Origin of the sequence: Sorangium sp. So ce327 (genome assembly GCF_051530205.1) — a bacterium.
Lineage (GTDB): Bacteria > Myxococcota_A > Polyangia > Polyangiales > Polyangiaceae > Sorangium > Sorangium cellulosum_B.
Map to the genome: position 1 here is coordinate 13,289,679 of NZ_CP150330.1, position 16,536 is coordinate 13,306,214.

General features: G+C 70.9%; 13 protein-coding genes. 4 read left to right on the top strand and 9 right to left on the bottom strand.

Annotation, left to right across the window (positions count from 1 at the left end; genetic code table 11):
• Positions 1–270: 270 nt before the first annotated feature.
• Both WME95_RS49935 and WME95_RS49940 read right to left on the bottom strand, forming a co-directional pair.
• Entirely contained in the window at positions 271–1,734 is a 1,464-nt protein-coding gene (locus WME95_RS49935; protein ID WP_437906224.1) for an HTTM domain-containing protein, read from the bottom strand.
• Positions 1,634–2,644 carry a hypothetical protein gene (locus tag WME95_RS49940; RefSeq protein WP_437906225.1) on the bottom strand — a complete coding sequence of 337 codons (1,011 nt, stop codon included), beginning with the start codon at positions 2,642–2,644 and terminating at the stop codon, positions 1,634–1,636. The genes WME95_RS49935 and WME95_RS49940 overlap by 101 nt, the downstream gene beginning before the upstream one ends.
• Positions 2,645–3,162: 518 nt before the next feature.
• On the opposite strand from WME95_RS49940, the gene WME95_RS49945 reads away from it, so the two are divergent.
• Positions 3,163–4,203, top strand: a complete 1,041-nt coding sequence (locus WME95_RS49945) for an oxidoreductase (protein ID WP_437906226.1) — start codon at positions 3,163–3,165, stop codon at positions 4,201–4,203.
• 366 nt (positions 4,204–4,569) lie between these two features.
• Here WME95_RS49945 and sucD read toward each other — a convergent pair whose 3' ends face one another.
• The 5 genes from sucD to murA form a co-directional block, all read right to left on the bottom strand.
• On the bottom strand, positions 4,570–5,451 hold the full coding sequence (gene sucD, locus WME95_RS49950) for a succinate--CoA ligase subunit alpha (protein WP_437548122.1): 882 nt from the start codon (positions 5,449–5,451) through the stop codon (positions 4,570–4,572).
• A gap of 95 nt (positions 5,452–5,546) precedes the next feature.
• On the bottom strand, positions 5,547–6,743 hold the full coding sequence (sucC, locus tag WME95_RS49955) for an ADP-forming succinate--CoA ligase subunit beta (protein WP_437548124.1): 1,197 nt from the start codon (positions 6,741–6,743) through the stop codon (positions 5,547–5,549).
• Between the two features lie 205 nt (positions 6,744–6,948).
• Positions 6,949–7,899 carry a hypothetical protein gene (locus WME95_RS49960; RefSeq protein WP_437548126.1) on the bottom strand — a complete coding sequence of 317 codons (951 nt, stop codon included), beginning with the start codon at positions 7,897–7,899 and terminating at the stop codon, positions 6,949–6,951.
• Positions 7,900–8,020: 121 nt separating this feature from the next.
• On the bottom strand, positions 8,021–8,656 hold the full coding sequence (gene hisG / locus WME95_RS49965) for an ATP phosphoribosyltransferase (protein WP_437548128.1): 636 nt from the start codon (positions 8,654–8,656) through the stop codon (positions 8,021–8,023).
• Positions 8,653–9,921: a UDP-N-acetylglucosamine 1-carboxyvinyltransferase gene (gene murA / locus WME95_RS49970; protein WP_012241754.1), complete on the bottom strand. Its 1,269-nt coding sequence runs from the start codon at positions 9,919–9,921 to the stop codon at positions 8,653–8,655. Before murA ends, hisG begins: the two co-directional genes overlap by 4 nt.
• Before the next feature lie 198 nt (positions 9,922–10,119).
• On the opposite strand from murA, the gene WME95_RS49975 reads away from it, so the two are divergent.
• Together WME95_RS49975 and WME95_RS49980 are read left to right on the top strand one after the other, a co-directional pair.
• Entirely contained in the window at positions 10,120–11,304 is a 1,185-nt protein-coding gene (locus WME95_RS49975) for a hypothetical protein (RefSeq protein ID WP_437906227.1), read from the top strand.
• Entirely contained in the window at positions 11,279–11,830 is a 552-nt protein-coding gene (locus tag WME95_RS49980; RefSeq protein ID WP_437548131.1) for a DUF2452 domain-containing protein, read from the top strand. Before WME95_RS49975 ends, WME95_RS49980 begins: the two co-directional genes overlap by 26 nt.
• Positions 11,831–11,845: 15 nt before the next feature.
• On the opposite strand, the gene WME95_RS49985 is transcribed toward WME95_RS49980, so the two are convergent.
• Positions 11,846–12,832: an NAD(P)H-quinone oxidoreductase gene (locus WME95_RS49985; RefSeq protein WP_437911119.1), complete on the bottom strand. Its 987-nt coding sequence runs from the start codon at positions 12,830–12,832 to the stop codon at positions 11,846–11,848.
• Positions 12,833–12,855: 23 nt separating this feature from the next.
• On the bottom strand, positions 12,856–14,016 hold the full coding sequence (locus WME95_RS49990) for a serine/threonine-protein kinase (RefSeq protein ID WP_437906228.1): 1,161 nt from the start codon (positions 14,014–14,016) through the stop codon (positions 12,856–12,858).
• Positions 14,017–14,552: 536 nt separating this feature from the next.
• On the opposite strand from WME95_RS49990, the gene WME95_RS49995 reads away from it, so the two are divergent.
• Positions 14,553–16,226, top strand: a complete 1,674-nt coding sequence (locus WME95_RS49995; protein WP_437548134.1) for a protein kinase domain-containing protein — start codon at positions 14,553–14,555, stop codon at positions 16,224–16,226.
• The last annotated feature ends 310 nt before the right edge of the window (positions 16,227–16,536 follow it).

Below are 16,536 nucleotides of genomic sequence, written 5' to 3' on the forward strand. Positions count from 1 at the left end.
TCCGCCTCGTGATCGCCTCGTCCACACGTACCGCGCGGACGATTGCGTCCGGGGAGGACCAGTATAGGGCGGTCTTCTGCAGATTCACCCAGGGAGTGCAAAGAAGGGGGCTCGACGTGTGCTGTGTCACGCTGCAACGTCGCGTTGCTTGTCGTTGTGTGTGATGCGGAGTACTCGACGCGAAGCGCCCAGGTTCGTTCCTGGGCGCGGGTGAGGCATTTTCGGGCCTACGGTGTGCGCGCAAGCCAGGACCCGTCTGGCGACGCGGAGCTAGGGGGGTTGCACGACCGCGAGGAGGCCGCGCGGCTGCGACGCGAGATCGAGCGTCGGATCGACGAGGTCGCGGAGGGGACCTCCGTTCAGCGACGCGACGACCTTGGCCGTGACGATGGGCCGCACCCCGGAGTCCTTTTGCAAGCGATCGGCCACGTGGTGCGCGAAGTCGACGAGCATGTCGGGCCGCGCGCACATCTCCCCGAGCTGGCGGTCCGTGAGCCACGCCTCGACGTCGAGCGGCTCGCGCACGCCGGTCCTCGGATCCAGCACGTGAATCCCGAGCTCGCTCACGTTCTTGTCGCGCAGCTTCATGCGCCACGAGAAGCGGTGTCCGGCCTCGTTCCAGGCGACGTCGCCCGGGTAGACCCAGTGGCGGAGCGGCACCACGAGGTGGAACAGGAGATATCCGTGGAGCAGCGCGAGCGGCAGCGCGCTCCGGCGCGGCGCGGCGGGCGAGGGGGCGCGGGCGACGTCGCCGGGGGCGTCCGCGCCCTTGAACAGTAAGGGCAGCCGCCGCCTCGGCCACGATGGATCGCGGAACAGCGCGAGCGAGGCGATCATCGCGTAGGGGAAGATACCGATCTTGAACAGGAGGGCGTTGGAGAGGTTGAACGCCACGGCGAGCGCCGCGCCGAAGGGGAAGGTGCGCCGGGAGAAGAGCAGGAAGCCCATCGAGAGGTCGATGAAGAGCCCCGCATACGAGAGCGCGAGCCCCGCTGTCGGCGAGGCAAGGAGCGGCCCGACGAGGGGCGCGTCGCCGTGCGCGGCGAGCCACATGGTGAGCGGCTGCCCCCGGAGCCAGTCGCCGTTCAGCTTCGCGACGCCGCCGTAGAAGTAGACGATGGCGATCTGGGCCTTCAGGGCGAAGAGATAGAAGCGCGGCACGGTCTCCGCCGGCGCGTCGGGCGCCGCCCCTGCGGGCGAGGCGCGCCGCGCGCGGAGGCGATCCAGCGAGAGCGCGCGGTGCGCCGGGGCGGCGGCGAGCAGCAGCCCGAGGAGGCAGAGGAGATAGAGGTGGTTGAGGTATTGTGCCTTGTCGAGGAGGAAGACATAGGTGAGCGCGGCGCAGAGGAGCGCGGCGCTCACCCGGTAGAAGAGCCCGACGGCGCAGAGCAGCGCGAGGACGAAGAGGGCGCCGAAGTGCCAGTACATCCCCGTCCCGCCCCACGGGCGGACGAAGGGGACGAAGCTGAAGAAGAAGCCTGGCTCGATGTAATAGCGGTAGATCCGATCGTGGAGGGCGTACCGGACGACCTCCCATGCGATCAGGGCGCCATAGCCGGCGCGGAAGACGGCGAGCGAGGCGGCGTCGACCTCGGCGGTGAGGTAGGCCGCCCAGCGCCGCGCGAGGGGGCTCCTAGTGGCGGTGGTGGGGGTGGTGCTTGTGCTTGTGCTTGTGCTTGCCGTGAACGTGGATGTGGACCGGTCGGCCGTCGTCATCGTCGTCGTCGTCGTCATCGTGGACCACCACCACGCCTGGAGCCGTCTTGACCCTCACATCCACGTTCCACGCAGTCGCCACCACGACGTTCACGGCCGGCGCGCTCGGGCCGACGACGACGTGCACGCCGGGGCGATAGCCGACGAGCACCACGTCGGCGTGCGTCGGGTGCGCCACGACGACGGTGAGCTTCACCGGGTTGACCTTCGCCGCGACCTTGCCGACGCAGTAGAGGCCGCCCGGGCCGGGGGTGAGCACGACGAGCTCGGAGCCCTGTCCCACGAAGCCGAGCTTGATCTTGCGGTCGCCGACGGGGACCGGCTTCAGGTCCGCGTCGAGGACGTAGACCCTGACCTGGCCGGAGGCCTTGTCCGCGACGACCTCGATCGTGTCGTCGCCGACCACCTGGATCACCCCGCCGTTCGGGCCCGTCTTGCCGGGGGGGATGGGCCTCTTCTCGGCCTTTCTCGCGCCCTCGACGATGACCTTCGTGCCCCCTGAGGGCACGTGGAGCGTGCCATTCCACGGCTTCCCGGAGACGCTGATGTTGTACTTCACCTCGGTGAGATCGGCCTCGAGCTTGGGCCCGGTCGCGACGAGGAGCCCTGTCTTCGCGTCGAGCGCGAGCGGGGCCTGCGCGTCGCCGTTCGGCCCTTTCCAGCTGAGCGTGCCGCTCACGTCCTTGTCGATGGGCTTGCCGTCAGGCGCCTTCACGATCGCCTTCACGGCGCCATCGGGCGCGAAATCCCACCCGACCGAGCCGCCGTCGTGCTCCTCGGTCAACGGATCTTCGATGGCCACGGGGACCGCCTGGACCGACTCCTCGGTCACGCTGGCCTCGGCGGTGGTCTTGCACCCTGCCGCGAGGGGGCTGCCGGCGATCAAGGTGGTCAGGGCCACCACGGAAAGGATGCTCTTGGCTTGCATCAAAGCCTCCAAGCGCAGGAGGGTATCGCAACCGCCCCGCCGCGTCTGCACGAACCGCCTCGTTCCACGGCGATGAGGGGCACGGGCGACGACATTGGATGCGCGGTGACCACTTCGCCCGTGATCATCGCTCGCGCGTGCCTCCGGCGTGAGCTCGTAGGCGTCGAAGAAGCCCTGTGCGGAGTGCCTCGTGGGATGACGAGCGATGTGGATGCTCTGGGCATATCGCCGAGCGCGATGGCGAACGCGGCGGGTGCCTGTGGCAGCTCGCCAGGCGCAATCGCGGCGTGCCGGATGCCTGTGGCGGCTCACCAGGCGCGAGCGTGCGTGGTGTTGCGGATGCCTGTGGCGGTTCGCCAGCCGCCGTCACGCGAGGCGCGAGCGTGCGTGGGTTTGCGGATGCATGTGGCGGTTCGCCAGCCGCCGTCACGCGCTTCTGGAGGCTCCTCGGCGTCTTCGGGCCTGGGCTTCCCCCCAGCGCCTCTTCGGGCTAGCGTCCCGGACGAGCCTGTCCTGCCATGTCCCAGCGCGTCTATGTCGGCCTCGTCGGCTACGGCCTTGCCGGTGCCGTTTTCCACGCCCCGCTGATCCGGTCCGTCCCACGCCTGCGCCTCGCCGCCATTGCGACCCGCCGGGAGGGCCAGGTCATGGCCGACCACTCGGGCGTCGCCGTGCATCCGACGCCCGAGGTGTTGATCGCCGAGCCGGGGATCGACCTCGTTGTCATCGCCTCGCCCAACGAGACCCACTTCCCGCTCGCGCGCGCCGCGCTCGAGGCGGGCAAGCACGTCGTCGTCGACAAGCCGTTCACGATCACGAGCGCCGAGGCGGACGAGCTCATCGCGCTGGCCGAGCGCCGGGGCCGGCTCCTCTCGGTCTTCCAGAACCGCCGCTGGGACGCGGACTTCCGCACCGTGCGCAGCTGCATCGAGCAGGGTCTGCTCGGCGAGGTGGCCTCGTACGAGGCGCACTTCGATCGCTTCCGCCCCGCCATCAAGCAGGGTTGGCGAGAGCAGGACGCGCCGGGATCGGGGATCCTGTACGACCTGGGCGCGCACCTGATCGACCAGGCGCTCGTGCTCTTCGGCCTGCCGCGCGCGGTGACCGCCGACGTCCTCGCGCAGCGATCCGGGGCGCGAACGGTGGACTATTTCCACCTGACCCTCGACTACGGCAAGCGCCGGGTGATCGTCCGCTCCTCGACGCTGGTGCCCGAGCCGGGGCCGCGCTTCGCGGTCCATGGCGACGGCGGGAGCTTCCTCAAGTACGGGATCGACGGCCAGGAGGACGCCCTCAAGGCGGGCGCGCGCCCGGGCGTGCCGGAGTGGGGGCGGGAGGACCCGCGCTGGTTCGGCACGCTCGTCACGGCGAGCGGCGAGCGCCGCGTCATCGAGAGCCTGCCCGGCGCCTACGAGGCCTATTACGAGGGCATCGCGGCGGCGATCCTCGACGGCGCCCCGCCGCCGGTGCGCGCCGAGGAGGCGCGCGACGTGATCCGCGTCATCGAGGCCGCGATGAAGAGCGCCGCAGAGCGGCGGACGATACCGCTCGGCGCGTGATCGAAGCGGCGCAGGAAAACCGCTGCTTGTGTTGAGAAGCGGTTGAAGAGCGCATCTTCACGCGAACTCCGGCGTCCGGTAGCGAGGATGCTTGTCGGGCGGATGAGCCGATACCCGACATGCGTCAACAACGACAGCAGTAGTCCCGGGGGATGGGCCGATGTCCGAGATGGATTGAAAAGGGACAGCGGTAGGCCCGTGGCGAGGGTGCTCGTTGGGCGGGGTGGGGGATGGGCCGATGTCTGAGCCCGAGGCATCTCTCCTCCGGCGAAGCTGGAGGAGAGATGTCTCGGGCGAGTTCGGCGGGGCCCCCACCCCGCCCAACGAGCACCCTCGCCACGGGCCGGGCAGGGCCGGGCAATCAGATCAGCGCGCCGCCGCCATCGCGGCCTGCATCGCGATGCCCATCTCGGCCGGCGTGGCGGCCACCTTGGCCCCCGCCGCCTCGAGCGCCGCGATCTTCTCGGCCGCCGTGCCCTCGCCGCCCGCGATGATCGCGCCAGCGTGGCCCATGCGCTTGCCCGGAGGCGCCGCGCGGCCGGCGATGAACGCTGCCACCGGCTTCTTCATGTTCTTCTTGATCCACGCCGCCGCGCGCTGCTCGGCCGTCCCACCGATCTCGCCGATCAGCACCACGCCGTGGGTGTCGGGATCCTGGTTGAAGAGCTCGAGCACGTCGATGAAGTCCATGCCGCCGACCGGATCGCCGCCGATGCCCACGCAGCTCGACTGCCCGATGCCGAGGGCGCTCAGCTGGCCGACCGCCTCGTAGGTCAGCGTGCCCGAGCGGGAGAGGACGCCGATGTGGCCCTTCTTGTGGATGTGGCCCGGCATGATCCCGATCTTGCACTCTCCCGGGGTGATCACGCCGGGACAGTTCGGCCCGATGAGCCGCGCCGGCTTCCCCTCGAGGAAGCGACGGACGCGGATCATGTCGAGCACCGGCACGCCGTCGGTGATGCAGATGACGAGCTTGCAGCCCGCATCGATGGCCTCGGTGATCGCGTCCGCCGCGCCGACCGGCGGCACGAAGATGCACGAGACATCGGCGCCCTCGTTGCGCACGGCCTGCTCGACCGTGTCGAAGATCGGCACCTTGTCTTCGAATCGCTGGCCGCCGCGGCCCGGCGTCACGCCGGCGACGACCTTCGTCCCGTACTCGATGCAGGCGCGGGCGTGCTGCGACCCGTAGGCGCCCGTGATGCCCTGGAAGACGACCCGCGTGTCCTTGTTGACGAGGATGCTCATCGCTTGATTACTCTACCTTCAACGTGGACAGGAGCTCGGCCACCGCCGCTGGCTCGCTGCTCAACTGGGTTCGAGGCTCGGTGCACGCGGGCGCCCTAGGCGCCGGCCTTGCCGCCGCGCGTGGCGGCCACGATCTTCTGCGCGCCGTCGGCCATGGAGCTCGCCGACTGGATGGTCAGTCCGCTCTCGTCGAGCAGCTTGCGGCCGGCCTCGACGTTCGTCCCCTCGAGGCGCACCACGAGAGGCACCTTGAGCCCGAGCTCCTTCGCCGCGGCGATGACCCCGGCCGCGACGACGTCGCAGCGCATGATGCCGCCGAAGATGTTCACGAAGATGCCGCGGACCCGCTCGCTCCGGAGGATGATCTGGAACGCGGTCTTCACCTGCTCCTGCGAGGCGCCGCCGCCGACGTCCAGGAAGTTCGCCGGCTTTCCGCCGTAATGGAGGATGATATCCATCGTCGCCATCGCGAGCCCGGCGCCGTTCACGAGGCAGCCGATGTCGCCGTCGAGCGACACGTAGGACAGCCCGGCCCGCTTCGCCTGCAGCTCGACCGGATCCTCCTCGTCGACGTCGCGCATCCCGTTCCAGTCGGCGTGCCGGAACTCGGCGTTGTCGTCGAAGCTCACCTTCGCGTCGAGCGCGAAGACGTCGCCGGCGCCTGTCACGACGAGCGGGTTGATCTCGAGCAGCGAGCAGTCCTCCGCGGTGAAGCACGCATAGAGCGAGGCCACGAGCTTCAGGAACTGGCGCTGCGTCTCCTTCGCGGTGAGCCCGAGCGCGATCGCGAGCTGCCGCCCCTGGTACGGAGCGAGGCCGAGCACCGGATCGATGAAGAGCTTGTAGATCTTCTCCGGCGTGCTGTGGGCCACCTCCTCGATGTCCATGCCGCCCTCGGTCGAGGCGATCACCGCGACGCGGCGGCGCTCGCGATCGACGAGCATCGCGAAGTAGAGCTCGCGCGCGATGTCGAGGCCCTGCTCGATGTAGAGCCGCCGGACCTTCTGCCCCTCGGGGCCCGTCTGATTGGTGACGAGCTGCATGCCGAGGATCTTCTCGGCGAGCGCGTTCGCCTCCGCGCTGCCACCCTTCGCGACCTTGACGCCGCCGCCCTTGCCGCGGCCGCCCGCGTGGATCTGCGCCTTCACGACGACGACCGGGTTGCCTGTCTGGGCGATGAGCCGATCGGCGATCGGCGCCACCTCACTCGCCTGGAAAGCGGGCTCCCCTTTCGGTACCGGCACTCCGTAGCGAGCGAAGAGCTGCTTGCCTTGATACTCGTGGATTTTCATGAGAGGGGCCGCCACCCTATCACAAGGCCGCGCCCGCGCGAGACTCGAAAAACAGGGTCGACGGACGTCCGTGTACGCGCCCGCGCGGGCGCGTGTGAGTTACGTGTTACGTTTTGTTACGCTCCGGCACGTTACGTTTCGAGTGTTTCGCGCCGGCTCACCCCTCCATGGAAAAGTGCGGCAGCGCGGCGCCGCTTCCGTCGCCTCACTTGGCGGCGTAGGGCGGCGGCTCAGGCCGGCGGAGCGCCACGAGGGCGAACACGCCGGGCAGGATGTCGTCCTCGACCCTGGAGACCTTGCCCTCGAGGCTGAGCTTGAGCTCATCGAACGGCGAGTAGGTGAGCCCGGCGCTCGCGGAGAGGCTCGGCTGAGGCGCGAACAGATAGGCAGAGAGGGCGCCTTCCGATTCGTGGAGAGCCTGGACTCGAAAGACCGGATGGATTGCCACCTTCGGGAGGACATTGGCGATGATCTCGCCTCCCACCCATGGATTCAGCGCGATCGCTCCCGCCTCGTCCGCCGCGCCGACCAGCCCGACGCTGCCGTCGATCGACACGGACAGCGCCTCGGCCGGGTAGAGCTCCAGGGCGACGACCGCCGAGTAGAAATCGATCGACGGATACAGCGCGACGCCCGACCAGGTCGACCAGAGCGGCTGCATCGTGGTGAGACCGGCGCCGAACGTCGGCGCGTCGACGTCGAGATCGAAGCCGCCGAAGAGGTTGATCTCGTATCCCTCGCCGAGGACGAGCCCGGGCTCCACGCCGAGCATCCGGCCCGGGACGGTGCTGATCATGGTCGAGGTCGTCGGGAAATAGTTGATCCAGCCGTCCCAGTCCTCGATGCCAATCGGGTGCGTGATGATGCCCAGCCGGAGGTGGTGATCCTCGCGGCCAATCTGGAGCATCGCCCACTCGGGCGGGCCGATCTTGATCCCCGGCGTCAGCAAGGACCACGTGGGGTAGACGAACGCCGGCAGCCCGAACGCCGGCAGCCCGAGCGGCGCCGTGGTGGCCTGCACGTCGAGATCGAGCCGGAAGTACAGCGAGCCGCTCGCGAGCCGGAGCCCGACCTCGGCCTGCGCGAGCGCGTCGAAGCGAAGGGCCGCGGGCTGCTCGCGGTGCACGCCCGCGACGACGCTGGTCCCCCCTCCCACCCAGGTGTCGATGTCGGCCGGGAGCGCGGCGAGATGCGATAGCAGCTGGGCCTCCTCTCTCTGGGTCTCCGGACGGCGGCTGTCCTCGATCAGCGAGCGGCGATGAGCGCCCCCACGGCGATCACCGCCCCGCGCCGGCCGTCGCGGCCCGCAGGCGCTCGACCAGCGGGCGGATGACGTCGCTCCGCAGCTTGTAGGACGCGCGGTTCGCGATGAGCTGGGTGCTCACCTCGGTGACCGTCTCGAGCACCTCGAGGCGGTTCTCGCGCAGCGTCGAGCCCGTCTCGACGATATCGACGATGAGGTGGGAGAGCCCGACGAGCGGCGCGAGCTCCACCGAGCCGTGGACGGGGATGATCTCGGCCACCACGCCCTTGCTCGCGAAGTGATCCCCGGCGATCCGCGGGTACTTCGTGGCGACGCGCGGCAGATCGGGCACCGGCGTGTCCTCCGGCCCGGCCACGACGAGGCGGCAGCGGCCGATGCCGAGATCGAGCGGCGTGTAGAGATCGTGGCGGCGCTCGAGGAGCGTGTCACGGCCGGAGACCCCGAGATCGGCGGCGCCGTACTCGACGTAGGTCGGGACGTCGTCCGGCTTCAGGAACACGTACCGGAACGCGCCGTCCGCCGTCGGTCGGACCAGGCGGCGATCGTTCTCCTCGAGGGGCGTGCTGTCGAGGCCGGCGCGCCGCACGAGCGGGATGAGGTCCTTCAGGATCCGCCCCTTGGGGACGGCGATGGTGAGGGGCTTCGTCATCCGTCCCGCCCCTCGACGCGCGCCGTGTCGGCGCCGAGCTGCGCGAGCTTGCGCTCCATGAACTCGTAGCCGCGATCCAGGTGGTAGACGCGCAGCACCTCGGTCTCGCCCTCGGTCGCCACGAGCCCGGCGATGACGAGCGACGCGCTCGCGCGCAGATCGGTGGCCATCACGGTCGCGCCCGACAGCGGCGCGCCGCCGTGCACGTGCGCCGTGTGGCCGTCCACGTCGATGTGCGCCCCCATCCGCGCGAGCTCGGGGACGTGCATGAAGCGGTTCTCGAAGATGGTCTCGACGATGCGCGACGTGCCCTGCGCGAGGCACATCAGGACCATGAACTGCGCCTGCATGTCGGTCGGGAAGCCCGGGTGCGGCGCCGTCGTGACGTCGACGGCGCGCAGCGGCCGCCCCTCGCGGCGGACGCGCACGCAGTCGCCCTCGCGGCCCACCTCGACGCCCGCCTGGCGGAGCTTGGCCGCGACCGCCTCGAGGTCCTCGAGCGGCGCGTTCTCGATCAGCACGTCGCCGCCGGCCGCGGCCGCCGCGACCATGTACGTGCCGGCCTCGATCCGATCGGAGATGATCGCGTGGTCGAACGGCTCCAGCTCGTCCGCGCCCTCGATGTGGATGACGTCCGTGCCGGCGCCGCTCACGCGCGCGCCCATCTTGTTGAGCACCCGGCCGAGCTCCTCGACCTCGGGCTCGCGCGCGCAGTTGACCAGCGTGGTCCGCCCCTTCGCGAGCGCCGCGGCCATCATCAGGTTCTCGGTGCCGGTCACCGTCGGCAGATCGAACACGACCTCCGCGCCGCGCAGCCGCTTGCACTCCGCGACGATGTAGCCGCGCGACAGCCGGATCGTCGCGCCGAGCGCCTCGAGGCCCTTGAGGTGCTGATCCACCGGGCGCGTCCCGATCTGGCAGCCGCCGGGGAGCGACACCTTGGCGCGGCCGAAGCGCGCGAGCAGCGGGCCGAGGACCATGACGCTCGCGCGCATCTGCTTGACGAGCTCGTAAGGCGCCTCGGGCCGCACGTTGTCGCCGGCGCCGACCTTCACGAGCGGCGGCGCGGTCTCGACGTTGCGCCCGAGGAACCGGAGCAGCGCCGAGGTCGTCTCGATGTCGCGCAGCGCGGGCACGTTGCGGAGCAAGCTCTCCCCGTCGGAGAGCAGCGTCGCGCAGAGGATCGGCAGCGCGGCGTTCTTCGCGCCGCTGATGCGGATCTTGCCGGAGAGCGGCTTCCCGCCCCGGATCCGGATGGAGTCCATGCCCCCGCTATCGCACAACCCGCGGCGGAACGCGATGTTTCGGGGGCCGGCCGCGCGCCGCGCGCCGTGGTTCGCCCCGCGCCCGGCGCCGGCCGTCGCGCTCGCGGCCGGCGCGCCGCGCGCGGCGCGCCGGCCGCGAGCGCGACGGGGCCCACTTTCCCGTGCGCTTCCCGTGCGCTCGTCTAGTCTCCACCGGCCATGCGACCGAGCGCCATCGCCCTGTCCTCGCTGCTCGCCGCGTCTGTGGCCCCGCTCGCGGCCGCGCAGCCGTCGGCCGATCTCCGCGGGTTCCGCGCCTCGATCGACCCAGGGGCCGGCGTCTACCTCGAGCCCGCCGCGACCCCGGACACGGGCGAGTGGAGCGCGAGCCTCTGGGCGTCGTACGCCTACCGCCCCATCGTGCTCCGCGATCCCGCCTCGGGCGAGGTCCGCTTCGACGTCATCCGCCACCAGGTCAGCGCGGATTTCGCGGCCGGCGTGGGCATCGCGCGGCGCTTGCTCGTGGGGCTCACGCTGCCCGTGGTCCTCCACCAGACCGGCGACGCGCCCATGTCCGACGCCACGCGGGTGCTCGGCGACACGTGGCTCCCGGCGCAGGCGCTCGGTGATCTCGGCCTCGTCGGCAAGCTCACGCTCGTGCAGCCCACCGGCGGCGATTTCGGCGGGCTCGCGCTCGCGCTGCACGAGCGCTTCACGCTGCCCACGGGGGACGAGGCGTCGTTCGTGGGCGAGGGGGGCGTCACGAACGAGCTCAGGCTCCTCGCCGAGTACCGTCTGATCGCCTTCGGCGCGCACCTCGCGGCGGGGGTCAAGCTCCGCGCCGACGAGGCCCGCTTCGGGTGCCAGGCGACCCCGGTCTCCGCCGCGGGCGACGATCCGTGCCCCACGGTGTTCGGCCACGAGCTCCCCTTCGGCCTCGGCCTCTCGTTCTGGCCGCAGATCCTGGGCATCGACCCGGAAGGGCGCACGACGTTCTTCCTGGAGGCGCACGGGCACCTCCCGCTCTCGCCGATCGCGCCGTTCGCGGGCCAGGAAGCGGCCGCGCTCGAGCTCGGCCTCGCCGCGCGCTACGCGCTGGGCGACGTCTCGTTCCTGGCCGGCGTCGAGACGGCGCTGGCCGGCGGCGTCGGCACCACGCCGCTGCGCGCCGTCCTCTCGGTGGCCTGGACCCCGCGCGTCCACGACGCCGACGAGGACGGCGTTCCCGACGACGTCGATCAGTGCGGCGAGCTCGCGGAGGACCGCGACGGCTTCCAGGACGACGACGGGTGCCCCGAAGGGGACAACGACGAAGACGGCGTCTTCGACGACGAGGACCGCTGCCCCACGCAGAAGGAAGACGAGGACGGCGTCGCGGATGAAGACGGGTGCCCTGACCCGTGACGCCGGGCCGTGGACGATCCATGACGACGTGGACCGCATGAGCGACGACGGCTACACGAAGCACGGCGGCGGCCGCCACGAGGGGCCCTCCCGCACCTCGCCCTATCCCCTGAGCCGGCTCTCCGCGCCGCACGAGCTCGTCGACGTGGCGCGGGAGATCCAACAGGCGGACGCGCTGCTCGGCGCGGTCACCGGCGGCAAGCTCGCGCAGATCGCGCGGCAGATCCGGTCGCTCCAGGAGGAGGCGCGGCGGGTCCTCGAGGCGGCGCAGCGCGACGGCGAGCTCCACCGGGCGGCGTGCAGCTTCAAGAAGCGGCCCGGCCACGTCTACCACCTGTACCGGCGCGGCGACGGCGTCCCTTACCTCTCGATGCTCTCGCCGGAGGAGTGGGGCGGCTCGCCGCCGCACGCGTTCGAGGGCTCGTACCGCCTCGAGGTCGACATGTCGTGGACGCCGGCTGACGAGGCCGAGGCGCACGACGCGGAGGCCGGCGCGCTCGCGCGGCTCACCGGCCGCGGCAGCTGACAGCCGCGCTCGCTCTCACCCGCCGAGCTGGAGCAGCACCTTCCCGAACGACGCGTTGCTGGCGACGTAAATATGCGCCGCGGCGGCATCGCCGATCGGGAAGACCCGGTCGACGACCGGCCGCACCGCGCGGCTCGCGAGCCAGGGGGAGATGTTCCGCTCGAGCACCTGCGCCGCCGCGATCTTCTCCTCGAGCGGGCGCGAGCGGAGCACGGTGCCGAAGAGCTCGATGCGCTTCCGCAGGAGCTCGCGCAGGTCGAGCTCCGTGGACGCGCCGGCCGTCAGCCCGACGAGCGCGATCCGGGCCCTCGGCGCGCACGCCTTGATGTCCTCGCCGACGTACGCGCCTCCGACGAGCTCGAGGACCACGTCGACCCCCGCGCCTCCGGTCGCCTTCAGCACCTCGCCCGCGAACGCCGCGCCCGACGCCGCGATCCCGGCGTGCAGCCCGAGCTCGCGGCAGCGATCCAGCTTGTCCTGCGTGCGCGACGTCCCGACGACGAAGCACCCGAGCGCGCGGGCGATCTGGAGGCCGGCCGTGCCCACGCCGCTGCCAACCGCGTGCACCAGCGCGCGCTCGCCGGGCGCGAGCCGGGCGCGCGTCACGAGCGCGTCGTAGGCGGTGACGAACGCCTCGGGGACGGCCGCCGCCTCCTCGTCCGTGAGCCCGTCCGGCACCGGGGCGACCTCGCGCTCGTGCGCGACGACCCGCTCGGCGTAGGCGCCGCCCGCGAGGAGGCCGAAGACGCGATCCCCCGGCGCGAAGCGGCGCGCACCCTTCCCCGTGGCCTCGACCACGCCGGAGTACTCGAGCCCCGGCACGTCCTGCGGGGCGCCGGGCGGCGCGGGGTAAAAGCCCAGCCGCTGGAGCAGATCGGCGCGGTTCACCCCGGCGTAGCGGACGGCGACGCGCACGTGCCCGTCGGGCACCTCGGGCGCGTCGACCTCGCGCACCTCGAGGACCTCCGGCCCGCCCGGCTCGCGGATGACGACGGCGCGCATCTTCAATGTGCCGCTCACGCCGTTCATTCTTCCATCGGCGGCGGGAGCACGCTCTTCCGGTAGAAGTATTCCACCTTCTCGGAGTCCGGATCGGCCGGCTCCTTCTCCGGCTCGGCCGGCGCGTTGCCGCCGATCGCCGCCTCGATCTGCACCTGCTCGAGGGCGTCCATCATCGAGGCCGCGCTCGGGAAGCGCTCCTCGCGGTCGAGCGCGAGCGCGCGCATCGTCGCGACGTCGAGCGAGTGGGGCACCTCGGGCCGCAGCATGCGCGGGCGGATCGGCTTCACGCGCTGGATCTCCGCGAGCAGGGCGGCGGCCGTCGGCGCCTTGAACGGCAGCTGCCCGGTGAGCATCACGTAGAGCAGCATGCCCACCGAGTAGAGGTCCGCGCGCGCGTCGAGATCGCGGACGCCCTGCGCCTGCTCCGGGGCCATGAACGCGGGCGTGCCGGCGATCGCGTGGCTCCCCGCGGCGGCCATCGAGACGAGGATCGACGGCGCCGCCCCCGTGTTGAACGCCTCGGCGACGCCGAAATCGAGCACCTTCACCGTGAGCGGGCCGCGGTCGCCGCCGACGAGACAGATGTTGTCCGGCTTGAGATCGCGGTGGAGGATGCCCTCGGTGTGCGTGACGACGAGCGCGCTGAGCACCTGGACGGCCACGTCCAGCACGACGGGAATGGGCATGGGGCGCTCGCGCGCGAGCCGCTCGGTGATGGTCTCGCCCTCGAGGCGCTCCATCACGAGGTAGGGCGTGCCGTCGTCGAGCACGCCCAGATCGTAGACCTCGACGATGTTCGGGTGGCCGAAGCGGCCGGCGACGGCGGCCTCGTTGTGGAAGCGCGCGATGGCCGTCTTGCTCTGAGCGTACTGGCCGCGGAGCGTCTTGATCGCGACCCGGCGCCGCAGGCCGATGTGGATCGCGTCGTAGACCATCCCCATCCCGCCCTTGGCGATGACGCCGAGGATGCGGTAGCGGTCGTGCAGCAGGCGGCCGACGAGCGGCGCTTCCTTCGTCGGCCGCGGCTGATCGGGATCGATATCGGGCGGCAGCGGCCCGTCCACCGGCCACCCCGACTCGCCCCTGCTCGTCGGCGGTACCCGCGTCGAGGAGGGCGGGGCGACGCTCGGCGTGAGCGCCGTGCCGTGCACCGGGCACCTCTCGGTGTCCGACGGGTGCGGCAACCCGCACGCCTGGCATCGGATGAAGTGCTGCGGCGGCATCGGGGACCCGGTCAGAGTACGGGTACATCCGCCCATGCAGCAAGCTCGTTCAGGGAGCGAGCGTCCCGGCTGGGGGGGCACGCCCACAGCGTGTGGTTGGGTAGCCAACCCATGTCATCTTCAGCAGCTGGGTTGGATCGGCTCGCGGCTTACGGTAGGCTGAGCTCAAGCGTGCCGCAGCCGGTCCGAAAGCCAACCCGACGAGCGCGAGAGGTGTCGCAGCGAGGCGGGTACCAGAATTTGCATCCGAACGTAAGACGAAACGTAAGACGAAACGTGAGACGAAACGTAAGCCGGAACGTGAGACGAAACGTAAGCCGGAACGTGAGGCGGCACGTCGACCTGAACGTTGACCAGCACGTAAGCCAGTACGTAAACCAGTACGTAATTCGAACGTAAGTCGAGCGTTGGGCAGCGCGTGACGGGCTCGGGGTACGCTTTCCCCGACTGCCAGCAGTGGGGGCCAGCGGGATGGGAAGGGGAAAGAGACAGAGGCCATGAGCACGGCGGAGAAGCTTTCGGACGGTGCCTCGGCCAGCGGTGAGTCCGATCCGCTGCTGGGAAAGGTCTTGAATCAGAAGTTCAAGATCCACTCCCTCCTCGCGACGGGCGGCATGGGCGTCATCTATCGCGGCGAGCAGATCGCCCTCGAGCGGCAGGTCGCGATCAAGGTCCTGACGCCCACGAACTCATCGAATCAGATCGACCCCAACTTTCATAAGCGCTTCTTCCTCGAGGCGAGCATCCTCGCCAGGCTCCAGCACCCGAACATCGTCACGGTCTTCGACTACGGCCGAGTCGAGAACATGGAGCCCGAGCGGTACTTCATGGCCATGGAGTTCCTCGAGGGCGAGACGCTCTTCCGGCGGCTGCGCAAGGCCGGCCGCCTCACGGCGCCCGACTCGATGGGCATCGCCCGGCAGATCGCCCGCGGGCTGCGCGAGGCGCACAAGCACGGCGTGGTGCACCGCGATCTGAAGCCGTCGAACGTCATGCTCGTCCCCGGCGAGGACACCGGAGAGCTCGTCAAGATCCTCGATTTCGGCCTCGTGAAGGTGCTCGCGGACGACTCGGAGGAGCTCACGCAGCAGGGCTCGTTCCTCGGCTCCCCGCGCTTCATGTCGCCGGAGCAGATCTCGCACGGCAAGGTCGATCTGCGGACGGACGTGTACTCGCTGGGCGTGATCCTCTATCAGATGCTCTGCGGGAAGGTCCCGTTCGAGGCGCAGAACTCGGTCCAGATCCTGATCGCTCACCTCCAGCAGCCCGTCCCGCGGATGAAGGAGCGCAACCCCGAGGCCGACGTGCCCGAGCCGCTCGAGGCGTTCGTGCTGCGCTGCCTGTCGAAGGATCCGGACGGCCGACCGGCCAACATGGAGGCCCTGATCCGCGGGCTCGGCGAGTGCGCGCAGGCGATGGGCCTGTCCCCGGCGTTCGGCTCGACGGGCCTCGTGACCATGGACTCCACTGGCACCGGCAGGATGCCGACGCCGATGCCGCCCGTGCGCGTGATGACGGCGATCCCCGCCAGCTCGTCGTCGCCCACGTCGACGTCCGGCGCCACGACCTCGCAGGTGGATGACGCCTCGCTCGGCGCCGCCTCGCGCCCCGCCGACGCCGCGCCGCAGGGCCGGAAGGGCATCGTGCTCGTCGCGGTGGGCGTCCTCGCCGTCGCGGGCATCGGGATCGCGATGTCGCAGATGCGCTCCAGCGAGCCGCCGCCGGCGCCGGCCGCCGCGCAACCGGAGAGGCCGCAGGCCGCGCCGCCGCCCGCCGACGTCGGGTCGTTCGTGCTGATGGTCGAGTCCATGCCGTCCGGGGCCGAGGTGCTGGAAGACGGCAAGCCGCTCGGGAACACGCCGCTCCAGCTGTCGCTGTCGAACAGCTCCGTGCGCGCCAACCCGCGCCGGTTGACCGTGCGCCACGAGGGGTACGAGCCGTACTCGATCGTCCAGGGCCCCTCCGATCAGTCCGTGCGCCTGGTCGCCACGCTCACGAAGCAGGCCGCGGCGCCGACGAGCACGCCTGCCGCGCCCACGCCGCCCCCGGCCGCCCCGGCGCCTCGCCCGTACTCCGGCCGGCCGGCCGTCAGGCCCGCGCCCGCCCCCGACGCGCCGCCCCCGCCCCCGCCTCCTTCTCCTCGGCCGCTGGATATCCAGATCGAACGATGACCCTCCAGCGCTCCACACACCACATCGTCGTCTCCCCGTCTGTCTTCACCGCGCGGCCGCTCTGGGCGGATGTCTTCGCCGACGTGGAGGCACCTTGTTCCAGGCTTTCCGTCGGCGGGCACCCCCCGCGCGGTGCGCACGGTGACGGTGAAGGAGACGATGTGCCGCATTCTTCGGAACATGCGCAAATGTACGCGCACGAACGTGCGCGTGAACATGCGCAGGGACACGCGCACGCTCGGCCCGTGCAGCGCGGCGAACGTCAAATCCAGCGGCGAACCCAGGCTGCGCTGACCGACCGAACGATCGA

Coding starts and splice junctions, on each gene's coding strand:
- WME95_RS49945 (WP_437906226.1), top strand. CDS start 3,163: ATGTCCCAGCGCGTCTATGTCGGCCTCGTCGGCTACGGCCTTGCCGGT.
- WME95_RS49995 (WP_437548134.1), top strand. CDS start 14,553: ATGAGCACGGCGGAGAAGCTTTCGGACGGTGCCTCGGCCAGCGGTGAG.
- WME95_RS49940 (WP_437906225.1), bottom strand. CDS start 2,644: ATGCAAGCCAAGAGCATCCTTTCCGTGGTGGCCCTGACCACCTTGATC.
- sucD (WP_437548122.1), bottom strand. CDS start 5,451: ATGAGCATCCTCGTCAACAAGGACACGCGGGTCGTCTTCCAGGGCATC.
- murA (WP_012241754.1), bottom strand. CDS start 9,921: ATGGACTCCATCCGGATCCGGGGCGGGAAGCCGCTCTCCGGCAAGATC.
- WME95_RS49975 (WP_437906227.1), top strand. CDS start 10,120: ATGCGACCGAGCGCCATCGCCCTGTCCTCGCTGCTCGCCGCGTCTGTG.
- WME95_RS49985 (WP_437911119.1), bottom strand. CDS start 12,832: ATGCGCGCCGTCGTCATCCGCGAGCCGGGCGGGCCGGAGGTCCTCGAG.
- hisG (WP_437548128.1), bottom strand. CDS start 8,656: ATGACGAAGCCCCTCACCATCGCCGTCCCCAAGGGGCGGATCCTGAAG.
- WME95_RS49935 (WP_437906224.1), bottom strand. CDS start 1,734: ATGACGACGACGACGACGATGACGACGGCCGACCGGTCCACATCCACG.
- sucC (WP_437548124.1), bottom strand. CDS start 6,743: ATGAAAATCCACGAGTATCAAGGCAAGCAGCTCTTCGCTCGCTACGGA.
- WME95_RS49980 (WP_437548131.1), top strand. CDS start 11,279: ATGAAGACGGGTGCCCTGACCCGTGACGCCGGGCCGTGGACGATCCAT.